Origin of the sequence: Photobacterium minamisatsumaniensis (assembly GCF_050336695.1) — a bacterium.
Lineage (GTDB): Bacteria > Pseudomonadota > Gammaproteobacteria > Enterobacterales > Vibrionaceae > Photobacterium > Photobacterium minamisatsumaniensis.
This window is the reverse complement of record NZ_JAKJSI010000018.1, coordinates 43,584-66,376: the sequence shown is the minus strand read 5'-3', so window position 1 is coordinate 66,376 and position 22,793 is coordinate 43,584. Positions and strand designations below refer to the sequence as shown.

The 22,793-nt window shown below is 43.6% G+C and carries 16 protein-coding genes; 6 read left to right on the top strand and 10 right to left on the bottom strand.

Translation table 11 applies throughout. From position 1 onward, the window contains the following. Nucleotides 1-11 precede the first annotated feature (11 nt). Both nrfD and dsrO read right to left on the bottom strand, forming a co-directional pair. Nucleotides 12-1,115, bottom strand: a complete 1,104-nt coding sequence (nrfD, locus tag L4D78_RS09720; protein ID WP_428466730.1) for an NrfD/PsrC family molybdoenzyme membrane anchor subunit — start codon at nt 1,113-1,115, stop codon at nt 12-14. Then, entirely contained in the window at nt 1,112-1,879 is a 768-nt protein-coding gene (gene dsrO, locus L4D78_RS09715) for a sulfate reduction electron transfer complex DsrMKJOP subunit DsrO (protein ID WP_428466729.1), read from the bottom strand. Before dsrO ends, nrfD begins: the two co-directional genes overlap by 4 nt. Nucleotides 1,880-2,094: 215 nt before the next feature. On the opposite strand from dsrO, the gene L4D78_RS09710 reads away from it, so the two are divergent. The 4 genes from L4D78_RS09710 (at nt 2,095) to L4D78_RS09695 (ending at nt 6,792) form a co-directional block, all read left to right on the top strand. Then, nucleotides 2,095-3,846: a sensor histidine kinase gene (locus L4D78_RS09710; protein ID WP_428466807.1), complete on the top strand. Its 1,752-nt coding sequence runs from the start codon at nt 2,095-2,097 to the stop codon at nt 3,844-3,846. Between the two features lie 31 nt (nt 3,847-3,877). Further along, on the top strand, nt 3,878-4,483 hold the full coding sequence (locus L4D78_RS09705) for a response regulator transcription factor (protein WP_428466728.1): 606 nt from the start codon (nt 3,878-3,880) through the stop codon (nt 4,481-4,483). A gap of 120 nt (nt 4,484-4,603) precedes the next feature. Then, nucleotides 4,604-6,016: an NfeD family protein gene (locus tag L4D78_RS09700; RefSeq protein WP_428466727.1), complete on the top strand. Its 1,413-nt coding sequence runs from the start codon at nt 4,604-4,606 to the stop codon at nt 6,014-6,016. Nucleotides 6,017-6,021: 5 nt separating this feature from the next. Beyond that, a complete protein-coding gene (locus tag L4D78_RS09695) occupies nt 6,022-6,792 on the top strand; it encodes a slipin family protein (RefSeq protein ID WP_428466726.1) in 771 nt (256 codons plus the stop codon). Nucleotides 6,793-6,918: 126 nt separating this feature from the next. Here the strand turns inward: L4D78_RS09695 and pelG are convergent, their stop codons facing one another. Genes pelG through L4D78_RS09660 form a run of 7 tightly spaced genes read right to left on the bottom strand, consistent with a single transcriptional unit; the run spans nt 6,919 to nt 18,972 of the window. Beyond that, the gene (gene pelG / locus L4D78_RS09690; RefSeq protein WP_428466725.1) at nt 6,919-8,292 is read right to left on the bottom strand and encodes an exopolysaccharide Pel transporter PelG; all 1,374 of its coding nucleotides are present in this window, start codon (nt 8,290-8,292) and stop codon (nt 6,919-6,921) included. Beyond that, on the bottom strand, nt 8,273-9,817 hold the full coding sequence (gene pelF, locus L4D78_RS09685) for a GT4 family glycosyltransferase PelF (RefSeq protein WP_428466724.1): 1,545 nt from the start codon (nt 9,815-9,817) through the stop codon (nt 8,273-8,275). Before pelF ends, pelG begins: the two co-directional genes overlap by 20 nt. Continuing rightward, nucleotides 9,814-10,782, bottom strand: a complete 969-nt coding sequence (locus L4D78_RS09680) for a tetratricopeptide repeat protein (protein ID WP_428457937.1) — start codon at nt 10,780-10,782, stop codon at nt 9,814-9,816. Before L4D78_RS09680 ends, pelF begins: the two co-directional genes overlap by 4 nt. Then, nucleotides 10,745-12,091 (bottom strand): PelD GGDEF domain-containing protein, encoded by a 1,347-nt coding sequence (locus L4D78_RS09675; RefSeq protein WP_428466723.1) that lies wholly within the window; start codon nt 12,089-12,091, stop codon nt 10,745-10,747. Before L4D78_RS09675 ends, L4D78_RS09680 begins: the two co-directional genes overlap by 38 nt. Before the next feature lie 38 nt (nt 12,092-12,129). Beyond that, complete coding sequence (locus L4D78_RS09670) at nt 12,130-12,657, bottom strand: hypothetical protein (protein WP_428466722.1); 528 nt, start codon at nt 12,655-12,657, stop codon at nt 12,130-12,132. An 11-nt stretch (nt 12,658-12,668) separates the two neighbouring features. Continuing rightward, a complete protein-coding gene (locus L4D78_RS09665) occupies nt 12,669-16,187 on the bottom strand; it encodes a tetratricopeptide repeat protein (protein WP_428466721.1) in 3,519 nt (1,172 codons plus the stop codon). 46 nt (nt 16,188-16,233) lie between these two features. Continuing rightward, on the bottom strand, nt 16,234-18,972 hold the full coding sequence (locus L4D78_RS09660) for an endo alpha-1,4 polygalactosaminidase (RefSeq protein WP_428466720.1): 2,739 nt from the start codon (nt 18,970-18,972) through the stop codon (nt 16,234-16,236). 278 nt (nt 18,973-19,250) lie between these two features. Here L4D78_RS09660 and rlmF point away from each other — a divergent pair, with 278 nt between their 5' ends. Together rlmF and L4D78_RS09650 are read left to right on the top strand one after the other, a co-directional pair. Continuing rightward, nucleotides 19,251-20,261: a 23S rRNA (adenine(1618)-N(6))-methyltransferase RlmF gene (gene rlmF, locus L4D78_RS09655; RefSeq protein WP_428466719.1), complete on the top strand. Its 1,011-nt coding sequence runs from the start codon at nt 19,251-19,253 to the stop codon at nt 20,259-20,261. Nucleotides 20,262-20,349: 88 nt separating this feature from the next. Further along, nucleotides 20,350-20,811: a GNAT family N-acetyltransferase gene (locus L4D78_RS09650; RefSeq protein ID WP_428466718.1), complete on the top strand. Its 462-nt coding sequence runs from the start codon at nt 20,350-20,352 to the stop codon at nt 20,809-20,811. 73 nt (nt 20,812-20,884) lie between these two features. On the opposite strand, the gene L4D78_RS09645 is transcribed toward L4D78_RS09650, so the two are convergent. Beyond that, entirely contained in the window at nt 20,885-22,546 is a 1,662-nt protein-coding gene (locus L4D78_RS09645; protein WP_428466806.1) for an electron transfer flavoprotein-ubiquinone oxidoreductase, read from the bottom strand. Between the last annotated feature and the right edge of the window lie 247 nt (nt 22,547-22,793).

Genomic DNA, 22,793 nt, shown 5'->3' with positions numbered 1-22,793 from the left:
AACCTTCTTAATTAGTGTTCGGAAACTGAGGCGTGGGATGACTGTGTGTTTTTTGACTGAACAAGCTCAGAGCCGATCATTCCAAGTGCTATCCATAGCCCCAACATACCTAGAATGCCTAGTAGGCCAGTGCTGTTCATCGGTAATTCATACGGGTAGGGTCCGACGTCGAATTTAGGTATGGTTTGCGCTTCCATTATGGTTATCCAGCGTATAGCCCATGCACCGCACAGCGTGATGAAAGACATCAAAATGAGGCCGGCAGTTCGGTAGTTTTCACGAAGCGTTATTACGGCAAGTAAAATGCTGCCCAATAAAACCATAGAAAGTAGGCCGATGTTGATTAGCCATTGGCTATCAGAATAGAGAGAAAATGTCGGGTTATTTGTCCCCCAGAGAGGGATAAGCAGCAAAGCTGAAATGCAACTTAGAATGACGGTCTGTTTTAATAAGCGCAGATCAGAGTAAGTCAGGGTCTTATGCTGTGCTTTCGCTGGCAACAGAAACCAAATGATCAGAGTAAAACCAACGGCACCCAAAAATGCGGTTGTAAACCAAAGAAGAGGTGAGGCAGGCTGATGCCATAGAGGGCGGGCTTCGATGGTCGCAATTTCAGCACCGGTATAGGTTGCGATTGTCAGACCTGAAATGACAGTAAGAGCTGCCATAGAGATCATGGTTTTACGTGTGGTTTTCCAGTTGCCTAATGACAACATTGATAGTGTTTGAAAGAATTTACTTTTGCTATTTTTCAAGCAGATTAAATCGTCCCGAAGATAAAGCCATGCAGTTGCAATCGCTAACCCTGAAAAGATTGGCAAGAATATTGCGCCCATCGACATCCATGACCAAGGGGTGAAGTGGGCGTAGAAGTGCCAAGCGCGCCCTGGTTGGTGAAGATCACCCGTTAACGCTAAGGGGCCAACTATTGCACTGATAGCAACAGTCAGAACAAGTGCCGCTCGTAATTGATGGCTGGTCTGCTTCTGAAAGATTAAAGCAATAAAAAATAAAATCGCCGCCGCATAGGCTGACCCGATGTAAAAGAAATATTGAACCGCCCAGGGAAGCCATGCAATGGCTTGAGGTGGGACTAGCACTTCAGTGATGTTCATGCCTGCTCTCCTCGAGGTTCGTAAATAGCGGGTTGACCATCAATATGGCTGGTAAAGCGCTCATTCATGCCGATATAAAAAACATGTGCTTTGGTGTTCGCTTCCGGCTTCAGTACTTTAATATCATCCTGATGTTCATTCATAAGGCGGCGAATTTCGCTGTTCGGCTCGTTCAGATCGCCAATCACTCGTGCACCACCAACGCATGTTTCAACACATGCAGGCAGTAACCCAGCTTCTAGGCGGTGGGCACAGAAAGTACATTTATCTGCGGTCAATGTTTCCTCGTTGATGAAACGCGCATCGTAAGGGCAGGCTTGTACACAATAGGCGCATGCGACACAGCGACTGTTATCGACCATAACAATGCCGTCTTCTCGCTGAAAGGTTGCTTGAACAGGGCAAACGGCAACACATGGTGGGTTGTCACAGTGGTTACACAGCCGTGGCAGCATGAAAGACTTAACCTCTTTGGTACTCGATGAGCCATCTTCAAGTGCGACTTCGTATTGTTTTACCGTCGTGCGGAACTGGCCGATTGGAGCTTGGTTTTCAATGCTGCATCCGACGGTACAGGCTTGGCAGCCAATACATTTACGTAGGTCGATAACCATAGCGTAACGTTTACCCGTTTGGCCTTTCCGGTCGGGTTCATTGTTGTTCCGTATTACTGTACTAGCGGCTGCGCTTCCGATACCTGTAACGGGGATCAGCGCAGCACCGGCAGTGACTGCACTCAGAAAGCGTCGTTTGGTGTAATCCATAACTCACCTGATAAGACTATTAAGGGCTTGTTTTTATTGTCAGAGAACCAGCCCAAACCCGGTATTGTGGATTTCCACATACCTGAATCAAACTTGATCTAAAACAAGTGTGGAAAGGGTGTGCATGCTGTTATCCTGTCGTCATTACAATGATTAAGAGTTAGACGTTCATGCCAAGGCAAAAGTGTTCATTCATGAAAAAATGGTTTTTTGTCATGGCCTTGGGGGTATTATCTTTAAATGTGCAGGCAAAGACTGAAGACAAAACAACGATAGATGTAGGGGTTCTGGCAATACGTGGAAACCTTTCTGCTGAGCAGCGTTGGCAGCCAACAATGCATTGGTTAAACCAACAGATAGAAGACGTACAATTTGTGCTTCACCCCTTGGATTTAGAGGGGATGACCAATGCTGTGAAGCAGCAGACCATGGATTTCATACTCACTAATCCGGGACAGGCTGTTCGACTAGGTCGGCAATACGCGCTTGCTTGGATTGCTACCCTGACGAGTAGAAAGCCAGATAGCTCAAACTATGCGATTGGTTCAGCCCTTGTTGTACTTGCTAACTCTCCTTATCAAACCTTTCAGGATGTATCTGGACTACCGTTGGCTGCTGTATCAGAACAGGCATTTGGTGGTTACTTGACTCTTCGCTATCAGGTCGCTCAGCAAGGCTTAAACCCGAATGATTTCTTTTCAGATGTTCGATATCTCGGTTTTCCTATTGATGCAAATTTATACCAATTGCGCGACCACAATGTAGATGCGGCAGTGGTGCCTGCTTGCTTGTTAGAAAATATGATCAAAGAAGGGTTGTTGGAAGACGGTAAATATCGAGTTCTTAATCAACAGCATTCTGATGATTTTTCGTGTCAGGTGTCAACGCCACTTTATCCAAACTGGTCTTTTGCGAAAACCGAACGTGGTTCTTCAGCATTGGCGAAGAAAATTTCTCGCGCGTTGCTGACTATGCCTGCTGATAGCACGGCTGCCATTGCTTCTGGTGCTTCGGGGTGGACATCACCAGAGAGCCTGCTGTCGATCGATAAATTATATCAGGCGCTGGATCTACACCCTTTGCAACAAGCATGGTGGAAAGAGGCATTACGGTGGTTACGCAATCATCAGGAGTGGGTTTGGGGGGGATTTATCCTTTTTATTGTGCTAAATGCCTATCACTTCTGGCTTGAGTATCGCTTTAGTCGCAGTAAAAAGGAGCTTGAACAAGCCCTACACCGTTTAAAAGATAAGAGTGAACAGTTAGAACATTCACAGCGTGTCGCTATTGTGGGTGAACTTGGCAGTAGTCTTGCGCATGAGATCAATCAGCCATTGGCTGCGATTCGAAACTATAGCGAGGGAGGTTTACTGCGTTTGGCTAAAAAACGCCCCCATGAAGATATCACTCTTGTATTTGAGAAAATCCAAAGCCAGGTGGAGCGAGCTGATGCCATTGTCCGTCGGTTAAGAATGCTAATAAAAAAACGGAGCGTTGAAAAACAGCTGTGTAATATTGAACAGCTTCTCGATGATACGATGGAGCTAATGAACTTCCGGCTACAAAAACAAGATGTGATGTTAAGTCGACGGTTAGAAGGCGAAGTTGTATCGGTTGAAGTCGATGTGGTTGGATTTCAGCAAGTTATTGTAAACGTAGTTAATAATGCTATCGACGCATGTGTTGAGCATCGCTCTCGTCAATCTTTAACCTTGAATTATCAGGCGGAAATAGAAATTCATACTGAGTACCGACAAGGTACGATGTGCATACATGTACATGATAATGGCACAGGATTAGTTTTCGACAATGAAAACCCCACAGATGCATTTGTCAGTAGCAAAAGTGATGGGCTAGGGCTAGGTCTGGCTATTTGCCGTGATGTGGTAGAAATGCATCGCGGTGACATTCAAATCCAGTCTATTACGCCTCGTGGGTGTGAAGTGATTATCACATTGCCTTACTAACCTAGTTTGTACCAAACATTGAGTAAACATCATGATAATAGAGTCTGAAAAGACATTACCTGTGTACGTTGTTGACGACGACGAGTCGGTAAGAGATTCATTGGCATTTATGCTGGAAGAGCATGATTTTAACGTCTCTTCGTTTGAAGATGGTCAGCAATTTCTCGATAGCGTTGACATATCACAGGCAGGTTGTGTGATCCTCGATAGCCGCATGCCCAAGTTGCGAGGTCAGCAAGTGCACCAGATTCTGAATGAATCTGATAGCCCACTTGCCGTGATATACCTAACTGGCCACGGCGATGTCCCTATGGCTGTCGATGCTTTACAGGCTGGGGCTGTTAACTTCTTTCAAAAACCGGTTCGAGGTGATGAGCTGGCACAAGCTATTCTAAAGGGGCAAATTGTCTCTGCTTCTAAACTGGAATTAATGGTGGCCAGAGCAGCATTTTCGTCGCTTACGGTACGAGAGAAAGACATACTACGCTTGATTGTCGAGGGTAATCGTAATCAACGAATTGCTGATAAGTTATGTATTGCGATGCGCACTGTTGAGGTTCACCGCGCAAGCCTATTGAAAAAGTTCTCTGCGAGAACGGTGGCTGAGTTGGCATACACCTATGGCCAATTGGTATGAGTCAAGTCATTCAATGAACTATGCTTAAACCATTAGAAATTCCATGAATCTTACTAATGAGTGATAGCGTGTGTTGTGAAGTAGCGCATCACTAGCCATGACTCTGGTAGAGGAGGATGTATGAGAGTCACGTCTTTCTGCGCCGCGTTGTTTCTTTGGTTTATGAGTTTTGGTGCTATTGCTCAAGATGTCTGGGTGATTGGTATTCAAGGTGGGATAGGTCCCGCTACCAGTGACTATGTCTCACGAGAAATAGAACAAGCCCATAAAGAACAAGCCGCATTTATTGTCTTGAAAGTCGATACCCCCGGAGGTTTAGATAGCTCCATGCGCGATATTATCCGCGCGATCACCACATCTCCCATTCCTGTCGCGACTTGGGTTGGCCCTGCAGGTGCAAGGGCTGCAAGTGCAGGGACATATATTTTACTTGCAAGTCATGTTGCTGCGATGGCGCCAGGTACAAACTTGGGGGCGGCGACACCGGTTTCAATAGGGGCTCCTGGGGGTAAAGAGCCAGATGACTCAGGCTCAAACCCGTTTGCCCCTAAAAAAGAGCCTAAAGAATCTAAGGAAGAGCCGACAGCAGAAGAATCAAAAGATGACGGAAAAGTAAAAGCGAAAACAGCGATGGAAAAAAAGGTCATTAATGATGCACGCGCTTATATTCGAGGCTTGGCGAAACTGCATGATCGTAATGAAGAATGGGCGGAAACTGCGGTAACGGAAGCTGCCAGTATTGATGCTGAAGCAGCATTGGAATTAAATGTGATAGATTTTATGGCTTCCGACCTCGATAGCTTGATTACGAAGTCTAATGGTAGAAGTGTCATGATTAATGGGCTGGAATCAAAGATTGAGTTAGTCAATGTTGCTTATATTGAACGCGAGCAAGACTGGCGGTTTAAGTTACTTTCAGTCATCACCAATCCGAATGTGGCTTATATCTTAATGTTGATAGGTATTTATGGCTTGTTACTTGAGTTCTATAACCCTGGTGTTGGATTACCAGGTGTACTGGGCGGAATATGCTTGTTATTAGCCATGTATTCATTGCAGATGCTACCTGTTAGTTACGCGGGATTAGGTCTAATACTGTTAGGTATTGCGCTGATGGTTTCTGAGGCATTTAGCCCTAGTTTTGGCGTACTAGGCCTTGGTGGGATTGTTGCTTTCGCTCTGGGTTCGATCATGTTGATGGATACAGAAACGCCGGGTTATCAAATCGCGATACCTTTAATCGTCGGACTTACCGCCGTTTCGGCATTGTTCACTTTTGTTATTTTGACCTTATTGCTGAAATCTCGACGCAAGCCTGTCACAACAGGTGTTGAAGTTTTACTTGGCCAAGAAGCGACCGTGGTAAGCGGTTTTCCGGGGCAAGGGCGTGTATTAGTCGACGGTGAAATTTGGCAGGCAAATTGTCTGCGTCCTTTATCAAAAGGGCAAAAGGTCACGGTAACAAATATTAAAGGGCTATCTCTTGACGTTGTTCTTGATAAAGAGCCAACAATAGGTCTAGGTAAGGAATAATAAATATGATTACTTATTCTTTGGCAACAATCATTGTACTGGTGGTGGTGTTAATCGCCAGTATGTTCAAGGTGCTTCGCGAATATGAGCGAGCTGTGGTGTTTTTGTTGGGGCGTTTTTATCAAGTGAAAGGCCCTGGTTTGATCATTATCGTGCCTATTATTCAACAAATGGTGAGAGTTGATTTACGAACCATCGTATTAGACGTACCAACCCAAGATTTAATCACTCGTGATAACGTTTCGGTTAAGGTTAATGCGGTGGTTTATTTCCGTGTTGTTGACCCTAAAATGGCGATTAATAATGTTGAAAATTATTTAGAGGCGACTAGCCAATTATCGCAAACCACGTTGCGTTCAGTGTTGGGGCAACATGAACTCGATGAATTATTGTCGGCGCGTGAAGAATTGAATAAAGACTTGCAGCTTATTCTTGACCAGCATACAGATAACTGGGGGATCAAAATCGCCAATGTTGAGATTAAACACGTGGATCTTGATGACAGTATGGTGCGTGCGTTAGCTCGCCAAGCTGAGGCTGAACGTTCCCGACGAGCCAAAGTTATTCACGCCACTGGTGAACTAGAGGCTTCTGAAAAGCTTCGCGAAGCCGCTGAAGTATTAAATAAAGCACCCAATGCGGTTCAGTTACGTTATATGCAAACACTAACAGAAATTGCCAATGAGCGAACCTCAACCATTGTTTTCCCTATGCCAATTGATTTGGTCGAAAAAGTGACTGGCATGATGGGGACAACCGAACAGAAAAAGATGTGAGAACGGGTTAAACAACCTTAAATTAATATCAATAAACAATATGAATACTTGCTAATAGATTTTAACAGCCACCCAATATGTAGGTGGCTGTTTTATTATGTAAGGCGAGCTGAATTACTTGGTCAGCTACGAACGCTGAAGCATAAAAGTTTGATATTCGAGGTCTTCAAATTGGCTATCCAGCATAATAAGCCCAATTATGGTTGTTACCAACATGGTTGTGGCAAATCCGTAACCATAGAATACTGGACCAAGGTCAATACTGACATGTGCTAGAGTAAAGTTACCAATAGCCATAAGTGCGGTTAAGGCCAAAGCGGAATAGCGTTTATCGAGGTAATACATGACATTCAGTATCGACATGACAAGTACCTGTAAACTAACCCCCACCAAGTCAACATAAAACAAGTGTAGGTAAGCGAGGTCAATATCTAACGCAAGCAAAATATCTTCAGCCCAAAGGATAAGCAGGGCAAGTGTTAGCCCCTGTACTTTGAATATTTCATAGATACTTTGCTGACAGGCCAGTACCATTTTATCTTTGAGTAAGTAAATAGAATCGAGTGTTGCCCCTTCACGTACTGCATCATAAAACTTCAGGCATGCGTCAGAAAAGTCGGTTTCCATCCGCAGCATAAATACAGCCATGCCTGGGACAATAGCAAGATAGGCGATAAAAATGGGTAAGTCATAGATGTAGGATGCTCGAAATACATCGACAACTTGGTGTGATGTTTCTTCTCTAAACCAAAAAACAAACTTGTCGAGCCAAACTCCGAGGTTATAGAGAAATCCACAGAATATGAGTGAGAAGAATGTCTTTTTATGGTTGAGAAACTCGAACGAAACCAACTGGTTTGCGGGGAAGTCCCTTATAACGTGATATAAAAATGCAAACGTGAGTAGGGCTTGGCATACAGTGAATATCACCATAAGCCCGAGTAAACCGAAAGATGGCAGTGTTAAGCTCAGAATAACCATGAGTCCATAACTGGCCATCATCGTAAAGAATATCCGGTAATACTCTTTCATTCCACTTAGGAAGATTATAATTAGCCACTGATTACACAGTAAAACCAAAGAGGTAAAAATAGTAATTTTAACTGGAGGGTTTAATGTATGGCAAATGGCTAAAATGCCCCCGCCTATGACGGCTGCAATTGCACTGGTTACTAACATGGAACCAAGTAAGTTAGGGACAATACGGTGTTCTTGTTCTGCAAAAAGTAGGTCTGAAATAAAGCGGGTAAGTAGTAGCTGGAATAACCCACTAATGATAAGTGACCCAGCCATCAGGTAGGTAACAATGACCAAAAATTGCACAATGACATAAGTAGGGAAAACAACCCCAATACTGATCAAGCCAATTGCAAGCAATGCTAAAATTGATAGCACCCATGGTCCAGAGCTGATCAGTCCTGCTAACCCATAAGCTTCCAACATCGAAAGTAATGAGTTCTTTTTTAGGATTTTCCTAAGTTCAAATCCAATCCCTGCCATGGGTTGCCTCCTTATAGAGCTGACGATACGAGTCGTACATCATTTTTTCATCGTAATAACGAGTGACCCGCTCTTTACCAATATCGCCAGCACTTAGCCATGCTTCGCGGTTGCCAAGTACTTTCACAATTGCTTCAGCGCCTTCTATCGGACTCGCGATAGGAATGATTTCGCCTGCCGAACCGATTGCCGCATCTTCACCTGCGGCACCATCAATAATTTCACGACAAGCACCGACCTCCGTCGCTATACAGGGAATACCTGCCGCCATTGCTTCCAGTAACACTAAAGGCTGGGCTTCGCTGATCGAGGTCAGCATCATTACTCCAAGTTTGGGCATGATCTCCGCGACATTTTGACTACCCAGTAATTTAATGTTCTCGGTTAGACCAAGGCTTTCAATAAGTAGCTCACACTCATGTACATAGTCGGGGTCTTCTTCTGCAGGACCAATTAACCATCCTTCAAGCTTGGGTATGGTTTCGACGGCGCCACGGATAGTTCGAATAAAGGTTTTAATATCTTTGATCGGTACGATCCGTCCTACTAGCCCTACAACTAACGGGGGCGTATCTGGCCGCTGTTCATAAGCGGCATGAAAACGTTGGGTATTAATACCATTAACAATCACTTGCGTTCTGTCACTGGGGGCACCATCGGTATGCTGTCGTTGGCGGTTGCCTTCAAATAGCGCAACAATTTTGTCAGCTTGGTGATAAGCCGATAAACCAAGCTGCTCGAAAAAACGAATCCATGTTTTACGCGTTAAATCCATGCCTTTGTGCATACTTATATCAATGAGACTATGCCTATCTTTGATCCAACTGGCTTGAGCCAAATCGATTTTTCGTTCTTTGGTGTATATGCCATGCTCAGTGAGTAAAAATGGGCGCTCGGTATTTTGGTGGCACATTGCCCCAAGAAACCCGGCATAGCCAGTTGAAACACTATGAAATGCTTTAGCATTAGGTAAGTTTTGAGAAATTTTCGCCAGTATAAACAATGGCTGGTAGATGTTTCGATAAGTCCAAAAATAATCAACAAAAGACTGCTTGTTTGCTGAGGTTAAATAGCGTTCAGTTAGTACTTCCCATGATGAACGACTATAAAGGAAATCACTCAGTGTGAGTTGCCCATCTTTACCAAGAAAATCTGAGACATCCACCAGTAAATCGTCAGGGATAGGGTGCTTACTTTTTTCAAAGAATGATAAAAATGATCCCCAGGCTCTAAATAGTTTATTTTTACCTGTTCGAGGTGAAGGTTTAAGGTGGCCTTTATCGGATAGTAGATAGTGGACTTCAAAGCCAACAACGTTATCAGGAAACTCGTAGGCCATGTCACCATAAAAGTCTGGGTGGCCACCAAGGAAAATAAGGTGAAATGTAAACTCGGGTAGACCACTAATAATTTGGTGGACCCAACTTGATACGCCGCCCCGTACATACGGGTAGGTGCCTTCGAGTAATAAGCAAATATCGACTTCTTCGCCATCAGGCAGTTTATTGAATTGGTGTTGAGTCATGCCCAGTACTCCTTAATTTGGCTAAGTTTTTCGCCTTTCATCTCAGGAAAATAGGCAATGTATTGCTTGGCTGTTTGGTAATCACCACAAATATAGGCCGCCTCTGCGAGGTAAGGAGCAACCTGTTTGACCAATAGTCCGCCATTCAAGGCTTTTTGTAGGTGACTGACAGCTTCTTCTGGACGGTGCTGCTGAAGAAGCACGCGTCCCATTAATAAATTTGTTGATGCTGAGTCTTGTAATTGACTCGATTGAATCAGATATTCTTCGGCCTGTTCGAGGTAGTGTTTTCGTAGAATACCTTCAGCAATGCCGAGATAGCACAGTTCCCAATATTGCTGTGCAACTTCATAAGCTTTAATTGCTGTTGGTTTATTTTTTAACTGTTTCTTAAACAGAGAAAGAGATTCATTGATTTGAGTTTCAATGCCTTCTAACGAGGCGTAGGCTAGCAAGCGTACATCATCTGTTAGGTCTTTTAGTGCGAGTTGAAGTAGTGGCACGGCATGCTGCCGAGGTAGATAGCGAATGGCACCAACAGCCAGTAAGCGTCTTTCTGGATTACCGTTATGAAGGAGTATTTCGCGTAATGCACCAGTGCCAAACTGAGTGTTTCCACCATCACCGGGGCTTTGTGGTAATGGTGACTTTTCGCACTCTTCCCATGTTACTTGGTTTTGCTTTCGTGGTAGATATAGTGCGATAAGTAATGACGATGCAGTACCAATCATACCAATTAATGGTAAAAAATAATTGAAGAAGAAGAGAAAGCTGACTGAGCTGAAAAATGGTGTTTTATATTTTTTGGGTAAAAGCATCCAACTTAGTGCGGTAAAACTGGCGCAGGCCACTGCGTGACTTACAAAAAAGGCAAGCCAAAGTGCTGGGGTCATCGCTTTATCAAATACTAGATAGAAACTAGCACTTTCAAATGCGATCGTCTGTAATATCAGCCAGACTTTCATCATAAGCTCCTAGTTCATCCATGAGTTGCTTTATCTCGCTGTTATCTTTTGTGAGAGAGAGTGGGCCTAAAATATCAATATCTACCGTGGTATCGCCGAGTTGTTCTTTCAGTAGTTCCTGTAAGCGTTTGATATAATGCTGAGCATCAAAAGCCGATGTTAATGGTAGTAATACAGCCAGTGCTGGGTGCCCGTCTTTAGAGTGGCAAGACCAATATACATCGGCACCTCGTCGGTAATTTACAATGCTATCTAACGTGGCTTTATGTTTTTTCTGGCTATCAATACAAACGACCAATGAACTGTCAGCACCATAGTGTCGTTTGTTATATTTAGCGCGTTTTATGTAACTTAGGAATAAGTCATTTTGGTTTGGCTGTAGTATTGGGGTGATGATTTCATCACAAAGTAAATCGGCTGCATGATTGGCAACCAGCGATAGCAGTGCGACATTTGCAGGGGTGAGCATGAAAAATTTGGCACTTTCTGCGATGACGGCGGCTTGAAGTCGGCCATGTGTATCAAGCAGTGGAATACAAAGTTGGTAGCGTGATTTATGGGTTTGGTTTGCCGCCAATTTTGCGGGTGAAAGTAATTTTTTAGTTTCGAGCATGTCTTGTAACATTGGGTCGTTACTGACGAGCTGATGATAGTCTCCTAACGTTGCATGCGCTTGTGGTAATACCTTGTCTTGATTAACGCTATAGATCCCCGCGACTTCGATACCGCCAATATCAGCTAATAAATTTAAGAATGGGTGACCCAGATGTTCAAGACGCTTATCTGCATGCTTTGTGGCAATGTTGTGTAGCGAACTAATACTCGAACGTAAGCTGACGGTTTGACCTGCAGTTCGTTGCTCTAGCTGGTCATGCGACACCTTTAACAGATGATAATTTTGCGTAAAGCTGTCGAGCTTCTGGTTCATGTACTGATGGTCGAGAATGTGCTTACGATTAATGTTGTACCAGTAATCTTGAAATTCACCAGCAATCATCGCAACCATGATCATACCAACAGCTAAAGATAGCGGGTAATACTCGATATGCCCAGTCATATTCATAATACTGGCTAACCCTGCAGCTGTTAGTAGGGCACAGATAAAACCTTTGGCAAAACCATAGCGGAGAGCGATAAGTAATGGGCCGAAAAGAGGCCAGAAAAAGTTATGTTCAGTTGATGTCGGTGCCAATGAATCTGATTGAACCCAGACATAAATTGATAGTGCAGCAACAACAACAGTTTCTAACCAGTTAAAGCTGCTTTTCTTAAAGCCTGTTATTATATCTTTATTCAATAACTTACTCATGGCGTACTCCCTAATCACACATTGGTACAGTAATATGGTTATTCTTGAGCAGGTGCGATATTTAAACCATCAAGGAGTTCATCGATCACTATATGCCCTGTACCACTGACGCTTTCTCGCCCCCAGCCACCTCTTGTTCCTGTTGCACGCCAGTAGGTTGTGCCGCTTTTCGCAGATTTAACTTCGAGAGTGATGCCTACTGCTGGTTCACCATCAAGCCCACTTTTGTAGTGCCATTCTTCTACTGAGCCAGTAATTACAAAATCAATGGGTTGCGTTGCTAGCCAAGCTTGGGCTTGTTGTTGCTTAACATTGTTATCTAAAATGCTTTTGAGATCATTGGTTGCTGAAGCGGGATACATTTGGGCATTAATACCTTTTGCATACAGTTGAGCGTTAAGTATTTGCTCGGCTTTCTCTGCAGCTAATGGCGTGCTGGAGTTATTGGTCATAGGCATTACTGCCCAAGAGCTATCTGCTGCAAAGCTTTGGCTGTCTGGCACCTGATAGCTGCTACAAGCACTTAAGGTAAGGGAAGTTGCTAAAATTAATGCTCGTTTCATCATACGTTTCCTTGTTAAAAACTGTAGTAATAACCGATGTTGAGGTTCAGTGATTCATCGCCGCTTCTGTCTTGGCTTTGCCAGTCTGCACTAAGGTATAACTCATCGTTACCCACCACGCGCCAACCTAATCCTGCACTGAGGGTGATATCCATGTTGCTACTAGTGACGTTGTAACCGAGGGAGCTGTCGAACCAATATCGAGGTGATGGTACGGTTGCACCAGGCCTACCTGGTTCGCCATGCCACACGCGTTGGCCTAATGCGATTCGCTGATATTCATCGGCAATGAAGTCCCCACTGGTAAGGGTGTTCGCTCCTTGGTGCCAGTGGTTAATGCCATCTAGTGGTTTGTCGCTCAGGTTAACTTTTTGCATGCTGATATCACCGTAAACCTGCCATGCTGGATCAGCAAAGAAGAACCTTTCAGCGACACGAAGATTGAAATCCCAGCCGGTACCGATATCATCACCAAAACGCGTAGAAAGATCATGCAAGTTGAATTGGAACGCGACGGATTCACGAGCCGTGGGTTGGTAGTTTAGATTAAAGCCGAGAATGTTTTCTTGACCAGATGTCGTCATTAAATCACTGGCTTCTACATGATTATTTAGGCCAAATTTCACACCCGCCTGCCAATAGTCATCAATCGTAAATTGATAATTTACATTCATACCAATTCGTTGGTCACCTTGGCCATCGGCTAGGTCAAATCCAATACTCCAGAAGCTTTCAATAAGCTGGTATTGGTATTTACCTCTTAGGCGATATTCATCTTCAACTTTGCTACCTGCAAATAAGTCTGGCGTACCCGAGGTCTGGATATCACTGCCTAATCGCCAATATCCATCATGATGAGGAGCATAATAATCAAGGCTGAAACGAGTAATATCCCATTGGCTAATTTCTTTAACTTGAGTTCGAATACTGTGGGTTTTATTCGGATGTTGATTAACATGAATACGACGGAGTTGCTCTTCGGCTTGCTTATCGGCAAGTTGGCCTAATTCATCTTGACCTTGCTGCCAGGCTTTTTGGTGTTGCCCTGTTAATTGATACGCAAGGTTACGATCGGCTGGTGGTAGCTTCATTGATGTCGCTAATAAGCGTTCCATCGTGTGGCGATCTTTTTGCTGGATAGCCAATGAGAGTTGTTGCCAATCAGGTAGCTTATACTTTCCAAGCGCAGAACGTTGTTGCCAAAGTAGTATATTGTCTGCCTGATTGTTGGCCAGATAATACTGGAAAAGCTCTGCAGTATAAGCGTTACTTGGAGCTGCTAATGCATTTTCTTCCACGAGTGTTTGGGCAAAACGCTCCCCCATAAACAAGCTAACTAATGAGCGATACGATATATCACCTTGCTCGAGAGCTAGCAATTCATCACTCATATTTTTGGCAGCATAGCGACGTAGTTGATAAGCCGTTTCACCTTGTCCTTGTTGTTCTAGCAAAGCGGCATAATTCAGAATAATAGAGACATCGGGTGTATCATCATTCAGTAAAATTTGCTTATACCAGAGGTTTGCCTCTTGAGGTCGCCCTAATAACTGGCTGGCGCTCGCAAAAGTTAACCAAAATGCACTATTACCTGAAAGTGGAGTCTTGTATCGTTGGTATAACACGTCTAGAGCATCAAGGTCATTATTATCAATGCTTAACCAAAACATGCCATTCACTGCGAGCGCGTTATTCGGTGCTTGCTGCAATATGTCCTGATAAAGCGATTCTGCTTGTTCAGGTTGTTGTTTCTGCTGTGCGAGTTTTGCTCGGTAAACCAGAATATCAAGACTGTTATACACCGTGGGGTCGTTAGCCGTTAGTGCTAATAGGCGCTCTAGGTATGTAGTATCATTTCGTCCATCAATCGCCTGAAGGGTTTGAAGTAAAAGTTGCTGATTTTTTGTTTCCTCATAGAGTTGAGCAATATGTTCAAGCTTTTCGTTGGTAAGGGGTGATAGGGTGTTGATATAGCGGTAAGCATCAAGGTTATCACTCGATAATGCCACTAATTGTTCTTGAGATACTTGTGATAGTGGTCTGTTACTGGTTTCCCAAGCCAATGACGAAACGGCCTCAAGGTAATCTTCATCAGCACTTAGCCAATTATTAGGTGTTATCAATGTATTCAGTGCCAATTTAGGCTGGTTATTCATGATATAAGCGTTAGCAAAACGTTCTGCTTCAATAAACGATGGCTTGCGTATGCGTTGTAATTTTTCCCTCTCCCCAATGACAGCCGTGTGATTGCTTTGGTAGCTATATAAGCGTGCTTTATGACTGATTAAATCAGCATCATTTGGTCGCATTGCGGCAAGACGCTTGATACTTTTTAAAGCAACGTGTGTTCCTTGCGCTTTCTCTGTTGCATTGAGCCAATCGCTATATTCTTTGTTCGCGATTTGATTATTCGTGACTAGTTGCTCATAAAATACTGCTTCATAATAAATATCACTTAACGCCTTAGATTCGTCGATACCATTGCGTAGCTGAGTTTCTGAAGGGATGTGTTCGAGTAGCTTTAAGCTGGTCTGTTGGGCGTTTTTAATATCATTTTGCCAACGGTAAACTTTATGCAAAGAAATAAGGTCATACTTCTCGTTACCGAGCGCTATTGCTGACGTTAGCAGGTTTATGGCTAAAGGGTAATTACCAATTGCAATGGCGTTGTTTGATGTCGTTTGATAAAGGGTGAGGCTAGGAGCGATATTGAGTAATTTCAGTGATTGGGTTATAGCAAGGTCAAGGTGACCAAGTTGTTCTGCATTTTTAATCGATGCTTTAAGGTATTCGGGGTCATTAGCTAATGTACCGTTATAGGTGGTGATGAAATCACGACTTAATTGCGGTTGATAGGCCGCTGCCATAAGGGCGAATAGTGCATTAGCGTGTTCAAGGGTTTCGAACTCACGAAAGGCGTCAAGCTGGAGCTTTAGGGAGTTATCGTAATCGGCATTTTGTAATGCCAGAGAGATAAGTTCTTGGTAGCTGGTTTCACCACTTTTTAGATGAGGATATAAAAGATCAAACCCTTTGCTCGGTTGAGAAAACGCGATCGCAGCGTCAGCATATTGCCTCGCAAATTCGGCGTCTGGAATATAATCAATATTATCGAGTAGGCTAAGTATTTGCAGCGTGGCTTTTTGTTTCGCGTCTTCATCCATTTGGAAAGACTGTTCTAATAACATTGAAAGGTATTGGCTTAATGCTTCCCAGTCATTTTCACCAAGTTCATCTTTCAGAATGGTTTCTAGTAGGTTTGTCGCTTCATCTAGTTGGCCAAGGCGATAATAGTTATCAATGATTTGCTTAACAATATCGCGGCTGTCTGGGTCTCGAATGTAGAGTTCTTTTAAGAAGGCTAGTGAAACGTCGGGCGATGAGGAGCGTTCAATAAGCCGTATTAACATTGATTTTGTAGGTGCAACTAACCACAATGCCCATAATGAGGTAAGCATCAAGACGACAAGGGTTGACCTGTTTACCAAGCGTATTCGTGGTGGCTTGTTTTTATTGTTGCGATCCACAGCCATACTAATCGAAAATTCCTTCTTTCTCACTGCTCCTAAAAGACGTCACCTACGCGCTTAACTTACAGCGTAGCGTACCTGATAAAATACCGTATTTATTTGAAGATAATTGTACTGCTTTTTTCTCTGTACGAGACTGGCGAAGCTTATTCCCTGATAGGACCGTACAGCCCGTTGTTCCTGATATTTCCATTTTTAGCGGTAAGTGGCTTTTGACTGACCATGTGATCTTGTCGCCATTTGTTTGCCACTTTAGTAGTTGTCCATTTGCACTTTTTAAACGTAAACCAGATGCTAGCTTATTGCTCATGCCGACCGTCGTTCGTGGTTGATTAAGTATCAAATACCGTCCATCTGGGCCTTGGTTCCAGCCTGCAATATTGGTGATATCAGGATAGCCAAGGCTATTAGGGACTCGGATACTACGTACTCCAGATGAGGTGATTTGCCAGCGCCCATCCAATGTTTTTGCTAAGCCTGTTTCATACAGTGTACGTGCCCGCTGTGCATATTCGCTTAGGTAGAGTGGGGTTGTTGGTTGTTTCATTGCCCAGTCGTAAACATTGAGTAACCCCTTGAGCGAAGCTGGATATTCGCCGGAATACATATGGTAATAAATACTAATTGTTTTAAGCCGGCGTGGACTGCCGAGTATTTCGAAGGTTTCTACAGCGCGTCCATAGCCATCGTGATGTTCGGTCCATAAATTGGTGTATAAATTTTCGTTTAATACGGGAGCGTAGACATGAACGGCACTTGGGTACCAAGTGATCGTTGGAGAGACTTGGGTGAAGTTATTATCGCCTCTGACAACATAGGTGTTGCCACCATTGACGTTTAACAAGTTAGCTTGTTCAGCTATGGCGAGAATATCTTCTTTGGGGTCTGCTTTACCAGTCCAAAGGATGAGCTTAACCTTTTTGTCTTTAGGGGCGAGTGTGCTATTGATGTAATTAACACTGCCAATAATTTCATTGTGATAGTCAAGGGTGTATCCAGGTATAGGTAAGTGATCGCCATACTGCTTTTCTTTAATATTTTTACTCATATCCCAAAAGAAAGGGTGGCTAAAGGTGTGGGAAGCCACTTCGATATTGGGAAGTGCAAAAATCTTCCGAGCGATATCTTCCATCTCGGGGCTTTGTTTTGGGTATAAGCCACGCTTGCCGACCTCGCCTTCAATGACAGAGACTGTTTGAGGAAGGGGGTATTTTTTGAATACATGTTCTAGCAGCACTTCAGCGGTATAAGGTTTACCGGGGAACCATGCTCTGGATGGGAAACCGTCACCGTCGACATGGCTGGTTAATATGCGTAACCCCGACTCTGTAGTTGCATCTGCAGCTGGAATTTCTGGGAGATCAAGGGTTTCTTTAATAAGACGAAAGGGATCGAGTAGCCAAGTTTCAGAGCCATTAGCTAGGCTTGCTGCTGGGTAAGGCGATAAAATGGCGCCACCCCAAGGAGCGTTGAATAAAAGGGTCGACGGTTTATTCAATTCATCAGTAACTTCAATGAGTGACGTCACTGAAATATCAGAAGGTAGCCATTGAGTATAGGAATCGAATTGGCTAAAGGAGGCTGGGTAATAGTTCGCCAGCCAATTGCCGCCACTGGTAACACGTATCTCTCCTGAAAGTACGTCGCCTCTTGTGATCCCCAGTTTTTTCAGGATCGTTTGATCACTTGGAAGTGCATTGATAAACAGCATTTGCCGATGGCCAATGGTTTCATTTATCCATTGCAGTAATTCTGGAGACTGCTGGTATGAAACCTCTTCTAGCCAAAAGAAAATGCTAGCGTAACGACTGAGGTCAATCTTATCAAACTGAGTCTTTCGGATATCGTTACATTCTGGCACATAGCCATGGTATTCAAATGGCATCGACATCATGCGATGGCATGCAGATGTTGTCATACCACCAAGCTGACTATCGTAGAAGCCAAGAACACGTTTAGCCACTGGGACAATGGTACTCACTCCAATTTCATAGAGTAATCCGTCACTGATATAAGGCGTAAAGCCAGCATCAAGTAGTTGTTGTGCAGCTCGTTGTTGGGCGTTGCGATCTGAGGCTGGTAAATAATCAATAACAATGGCTTCAATACCTTGTTGTTTTACGGTATTAAGCTTGCTCGAAAGCCATTCGGTATCAGTGGCTTTTACATCTTGGTAGCTATTCGCTAGGGGATCATATTGGTGATATAGCGATTCGGCAACGACGGCATAAGGTTTGAAGTTGAGATTATCTATGACTTCAAAACCACGGTTAAAAATTAGCAGCGGAGAGCGGCTAGAGCTGTTCAGGTTTTTCAGTATATTGACGAGAGCTTGCTGTTGCCTCTGCTGTGATTGATCGTCCTTAGCAAATAACGTGTAGCTATCAAGAGTGTCTAAAAATAGGCCATCAAAGCCTTTCTCCATCAGTTGCTCTGCCTGCTCTTGTAAGTGATTTTGCCATTCTGGTGCGGTTAAATCCATGACATAGCTTTGCCAGTTTTCATTCACTAGTGGGGATTTGTTTTTTAGCGTTTCCGGCAGGGTTTGGCCGTCAAACTCGCCGATACTGAGGTAGGCGAAAACTTGTGTATCACCTTTGTGTAAAGTTGAAATCTGTTTCTTGCTGATGAGTGAGGGACTTACGACGACACGTTCAAAGCTCATGATTTCACGAACTGAATCGATTTCGTTGTAATAAAAGGCAATAGAGCTAGGCACTTTAGCTTGGGCGAAAAGTGGTAACATTAATAATAAAGTAGCTAAAATAACGTGTACTTTATGCCTCATAGCGTCAATCCTTTATCGCAATGGTTACATCGTAATATTTTGTTACTTCTAATATTCCATAGTAAGCGTAAAGTAATGAAAGTGCTACTAATTTGTAACTGCCTGTCAGTTGTTTGATGTGCTTTGTGACTTTTAAGCAATGATCATTTTTTAAAAGGGAGCGATTACAAGTGAAGATAATCAAATGATGGCTTTTTGTACTGTGGTAAGAAGGGTTATCGAGTAAAATTGTTGTTAAGAAGGACTATGTAGTCCATTAATTGATAGTGATTGGTATAATGACAGCAAACAAAACAGCCAAAGCGCCTCAAAAAGGGCTTCATCCTCGCAATCCTCACCGAGAGCGTTATGACTTTGATGCATTAACAGCAAGCTGCCCTGAGTTATCTCCGTTTGTTGCTCGAAATAAATTTGGTGATATGTCGGTGGACTTTACCAATCCAGAGGCTGTAAAAGTACTGAATAAAGCACTGTTGAGTCATTTTTATAATGTTCAATATTGGGATATTCCAGCGGGTTATTTGTGCCCACCAATTCCTGGTCGTGCTGATTATTTACATTACATCGCTGATTTACTTGCCAGCAAAAATGAAGACATCATTCCAAAAGGCAGATATGTACGGGGCTTAGATATTGGCGCTGGTGCAAACTGTGTTTATCCCATTATTGGTCATAGTGTATATGGTTGGCGTTTTGTGGCGTCGGATATTGACCCGCTTTCTATCAAGTCAGCGAAGTTTATTGTTTCATCGAACAAATCGCTTGCGGGTGGTATTCAGTGCCGTTTGCAGAAGAACCAAGATCATATTTTTACGGGTATGATTAACGACGATGATTTGTTTGATTTCACGCTTTGTAACCCGCCATTTCATGCCTCGGCAGAAGAAGCAACAGCCGGTAGTGCGCGTAAAGTGAAAAACCTTAGTGCCAACGCAAAGAAAAAGGGCACTAAAGCGGAACCTGTTCTTCATAAAAACAGTTCAACTAATAAGCCTGTGCTGAATTTCGGGGGGCAGAACGCTGAGCTTTGGTGCCCAGGTGGTGAAGTTGCTTTTATCAAGCGGATGATTAATCAGAGTGTCGATAAAGCGCAGCAGTGTTTTTGGTTTACCACGCTTGTATCGAAAAAAGACAATTTAGCCGCTATTTACAAGCAGCTTAAAACAGTTGGAGCCGTTGAGGTTAAAACTATTGATATGACACAAGGTCAAAAATTGACTCGCGTTGTTGCTTGGACCTTCTTGAGTAAAGAGCAACAGCAAGAGTGGCGAGAAGAGCGTTGGCGTTAACTATTATCTTTAATAGCGATAGTAGCTATCTTTTCTTTGCGCAGTATTGTTGGATAATTATTGAGTGTTAATTTGATATAGCAATGTTATGAGTAAATTATCAATCACCCAAGTAAATAAAAATAATGCAGAAATTGTCGGCTGCTTTGTCTTTGCAATGGAAAAAGAACTGTGGCCTGATGACAGTGAACACCTTGTGGAATTGGAATTTATCCAGTCTGCGCAGTCGTTGTTGACGTCGACGGGGTTCTGGGCCTTTCAAGCCCAAGACGGTGGAAAAACGCTCGGTATTATTACGCTATGTGAGAAAAAGGCGATATATGCAAATGGCTCATTTGGTGAAGTTATCGAACTTTATATTTTGCCTCAGTATCGCTCTCAAAATATTGGGGCACAACTCATTGAAGCTGTGAAACTCTTTTCAAGCGAGCAAGGTTGGCCGTTTCTTGAAGTGGGAGCACCGGCTCAACCTCGATGGGCTAAAACACTGGCGTTTTATAAGCAGCAAGGCTTTAAGGAAATTGGTCCGAGACTAGAATTAGGGTTATAGCGAGAGTGTATTATTTTCACCTGATCCGTAATTACCGGATCAGGTGAAAAGTCTATTTGGCTACTTTGAATGCTTACATGTTCGGGTATTTAGGCCCACCACCACCTTCTGGTGCCACCCATGTTATGTTTTGTGATGGGTCTTTAATATCACAAGCCTTACAATGTACACAGTTAGCCGCATTAATCTGTAATTTCTTCTTTTCATTAACGCTCACTATCTCGTACACGCCTGCTGGGCAGTATCGTTGGCTTGGCTCATCATACAGATCCAAATGCTGATTAATGGGAATGGCCTGGTCTGCCAATTTTAGATGACATGGTTGATTTTCTTCATGCTGGGTGCCGGATAAATATACCGATGAAGGTTTATCGAAGCTGAGTATGGCATCGGGCTTGGGGTAAGCAATGGGCTCACATTCACTTAATTGCTTCAGGCTCGAATAGTCCGGTTGTTGATCTGTGACTGTCCAAGGAATTTTGGGTTGTCTGCCTAATTTTTTTAGCCAAGATTGATTGCACCATTGCTGTTCTAAAGTGGCCAAAGCCCCTCCGGCGACTTGGCCAAATTTGTGGATCTCGGCCCCAAAGTTCCTAGCGTCATATAGCTCTTGGTATAACCAAGACTGTGCAAAAAGGAGATCATAACCAGGCGTTGTATGGCTTAATCCTTGCGTTAATTCTTCAAAAACGGCTTCTGCTGCAATCATGCCTGATTTCATTGCAGTGTGGCTGCCTTTTATTTTTGCCATATTTAGCGTACCCGCATCACAGCCGACTAAAACGCCGCCTGGGAATTGCTGCCTTGGTAGTGATGATAAGCCACCTTTAGCGATGGCTCTGGCACCATAAGCCACGCGATGCCCCCCTAATAGGTACTGGCTAAAAAGTGGGTGATGCTTCATTTGCTGAAATTCATCAAACGGGCTGAGATACGGATTGTGATAGTTAAGGTCAACAATCAAGCCAATGGCAACTTGGTTGTCTTCAAGGTGGTAGAGAAAACTGCCTCCATGGGTATTCGTTTGATTTAGTGGCCATCCCACACCGTGGATAACCAAACCCGGTTGATGTTGTTCTTTGGGAATATCCCAGAGTTCTTTAAATCCTAAAGCATAGTGTTGAGGCTGCTTCCCATGATCTAAGTGGAAGGCACTGATCAGTTGTTTACCAAGGTGGCCGCGAGCACCTTCGGCGAAAATAGTGTATTTAGCGTAAAGGTTGATCCCCGGCTCAAAGTTGGGTTTGGGTTCACCGTTTTTATCTCTACCCATGTCATTGGTTGCAATGCCACAGACTTGTTTTTGCGGGGTATACAGTACTTCAGCGGCAGCAAAACCTGAATAAATTTCAACGCCAAGTTGTTCAGCTTGCTGTGCTAACCAACGACAGAGCTGGCCGAGGCTTATCGCAAAATTGCCTACATTTTGCATACTATCAGGTAAGGGGGCGTCGGTTAGATTAAGGTAATTAAGGTGGTTCGTTAGGTAACAAAACTTATCTTCCGAAACAACAGTGTGCAGCGGAGCGCCCATTCTTTCCCAATCAGGGAATAATTCATCGAGAGCCTTATGTTCAAATATGGCCCCAGAGAGAATATGTGCCCCGACCTCAGCGCCTTTTTCAACGACACACACTGAGAGTTTTTTATCATGCTCATTGGCCAGTTGCATAAGTCGGCAAGCCGTCGATAGCCCTGCGGGGCCTGCGCCAACAATGACAACATCATAATTCATGCTTTCTCTTGCTTGCTCTGAATGCATTTAAATGCCCTTTATCGCTTCACAAGTTTTATGCTGTGTTTGGTATTAATATAGTCCAGTTGACGTAAACGTAAACTCAGCTAGGCTGAAAGTATGCTGCAAATTTCAGACACAAGCTGACATTACTCAATACTCATACCAATAATTATAAGCTCGTGATTTTCGCTTTGGCATCATTTATATGCCGTCTTACCTAGATTGTTATACGTTTTGTTTTAAT

What these genes read in the sequence shown, in the direction of transcription:
- L4D78_RS09705 (WP_428466728.1), top strand. Translation starts at nt 3,878, where the DNA reads ATGATAATAGAGTCTGAAAAGACATTACCTGTGTACGTTGTTGACGAC.
- dsrO (WP_428466729.1), bottom strand. Translation starts at nt 1,879, where the DNA reads ATGGATTACACCAAACGACGCTTTCTGAGTGCAGTCACTGCCGGTGCT.
- L4D78_RS09645 (WP_428466806.1), bottom strand. Translation starts at nt 22,546, where the DNA reads ATGAATTATGATGTTGTCATTGTTGGCGCAGGCCCCGCAGGGCTATCG.
- L4D78_RS09660 (WP_428466720.1), bottom strand. Translation starts at nt 18,972, where the DNA reads ATGAGGCATAAAGTACACGTTATTTTAGCTACTTTATTATTAATGTTA.
- pelG (WP_428466725.1), bottom strand. Translation starts at nt 8,292, where the DNA reads ATGGCAGGGATTGGATTTGAACTTAGGAAAATCCTAAAAAAGAACTCA.
- L4D78_RS09680 (WP_428457937.1), bottom strand. Translation starts at nt 10,782, where the DNA reads ATGAAAGTCTGGCTGATATTACAGACGATCGCATTTGAAAGTGCTAGT.
- rlmF (WP_428466719.1), top strand. Translation starts at nt 19,251, where the DNA reads ATGACAGCAAACAAAACAGCCAAAGCGCCTCAAAAAGGGCTTCATCCT.
- L4D78_RS09675 (WP_428466723.1), bottom strand. Translation starts at nt 12,091, where the DNA reads ATGAGTAAGTTATTGAATAAAGATATAATAACAGGCTTTAAGAAAAGC.
- L4D78_RS09650 (WP_428466718.1), top strand. Translation starts at nt 20,350, where the DNA reads ATGAGTAAATTATCAATCACCCAAGTAAATAAAAATAATGCAGAAATT.
- L4D78_RS09695 (WP_428466726.1), top strand. Translation starts at nt 6,022, where the DNA reads ATGATTACTTATTCTTTGGCAACAATCATTGTACTGGTGGTGGTGTTA.
- L4D78_RS09665 (WP_428466721.1), bottom strand. Translation starts at nt 16,187, where the DNA reads ATGGCTGTGGATCGCAACAATAAAAACAAGCCACCACGAATACGCTTG.
- L4D78_RS09710 (WP_428466807.1), top strand. Translation starts at nt 2,095, where the DNA reads ATGGCCTTGGGGGTATTATCTTTAAATGTGCAGGCAAAGACTGAAGAC.
- L4D78_RS09670 (WP_428466722.1), bottom strand. Translation starts at nt 12,657, where the DNA reads ATGATGAAACGAGCATTAATTTTAGCAACTTCCCTTACCTTAAGTGCT.
- pelF (WP_428466724.1), bottom strand. Translation starts at nt 9,817, where the DNA reads ATGACTCAACACCAATTCAATAAACTGCCTGATGGCGAAGAAGTCGAT.
- nrfD (WP_428466730.1), bottom strand. Translation starts at nt 1,115, where the DNA reads ATGAACATCACTGAAGTGCTAGTCCCACCTCAAGCCATTGCATGGCTT.
- L4D78_RS09700 (WP_428466727.1), top strand. Translation starts at nt 4,604, where the DNA reads ATGAGAGTCACGTCTTTCTGCGCCGCGTTGTTTCTTTGGTTTATGAGT.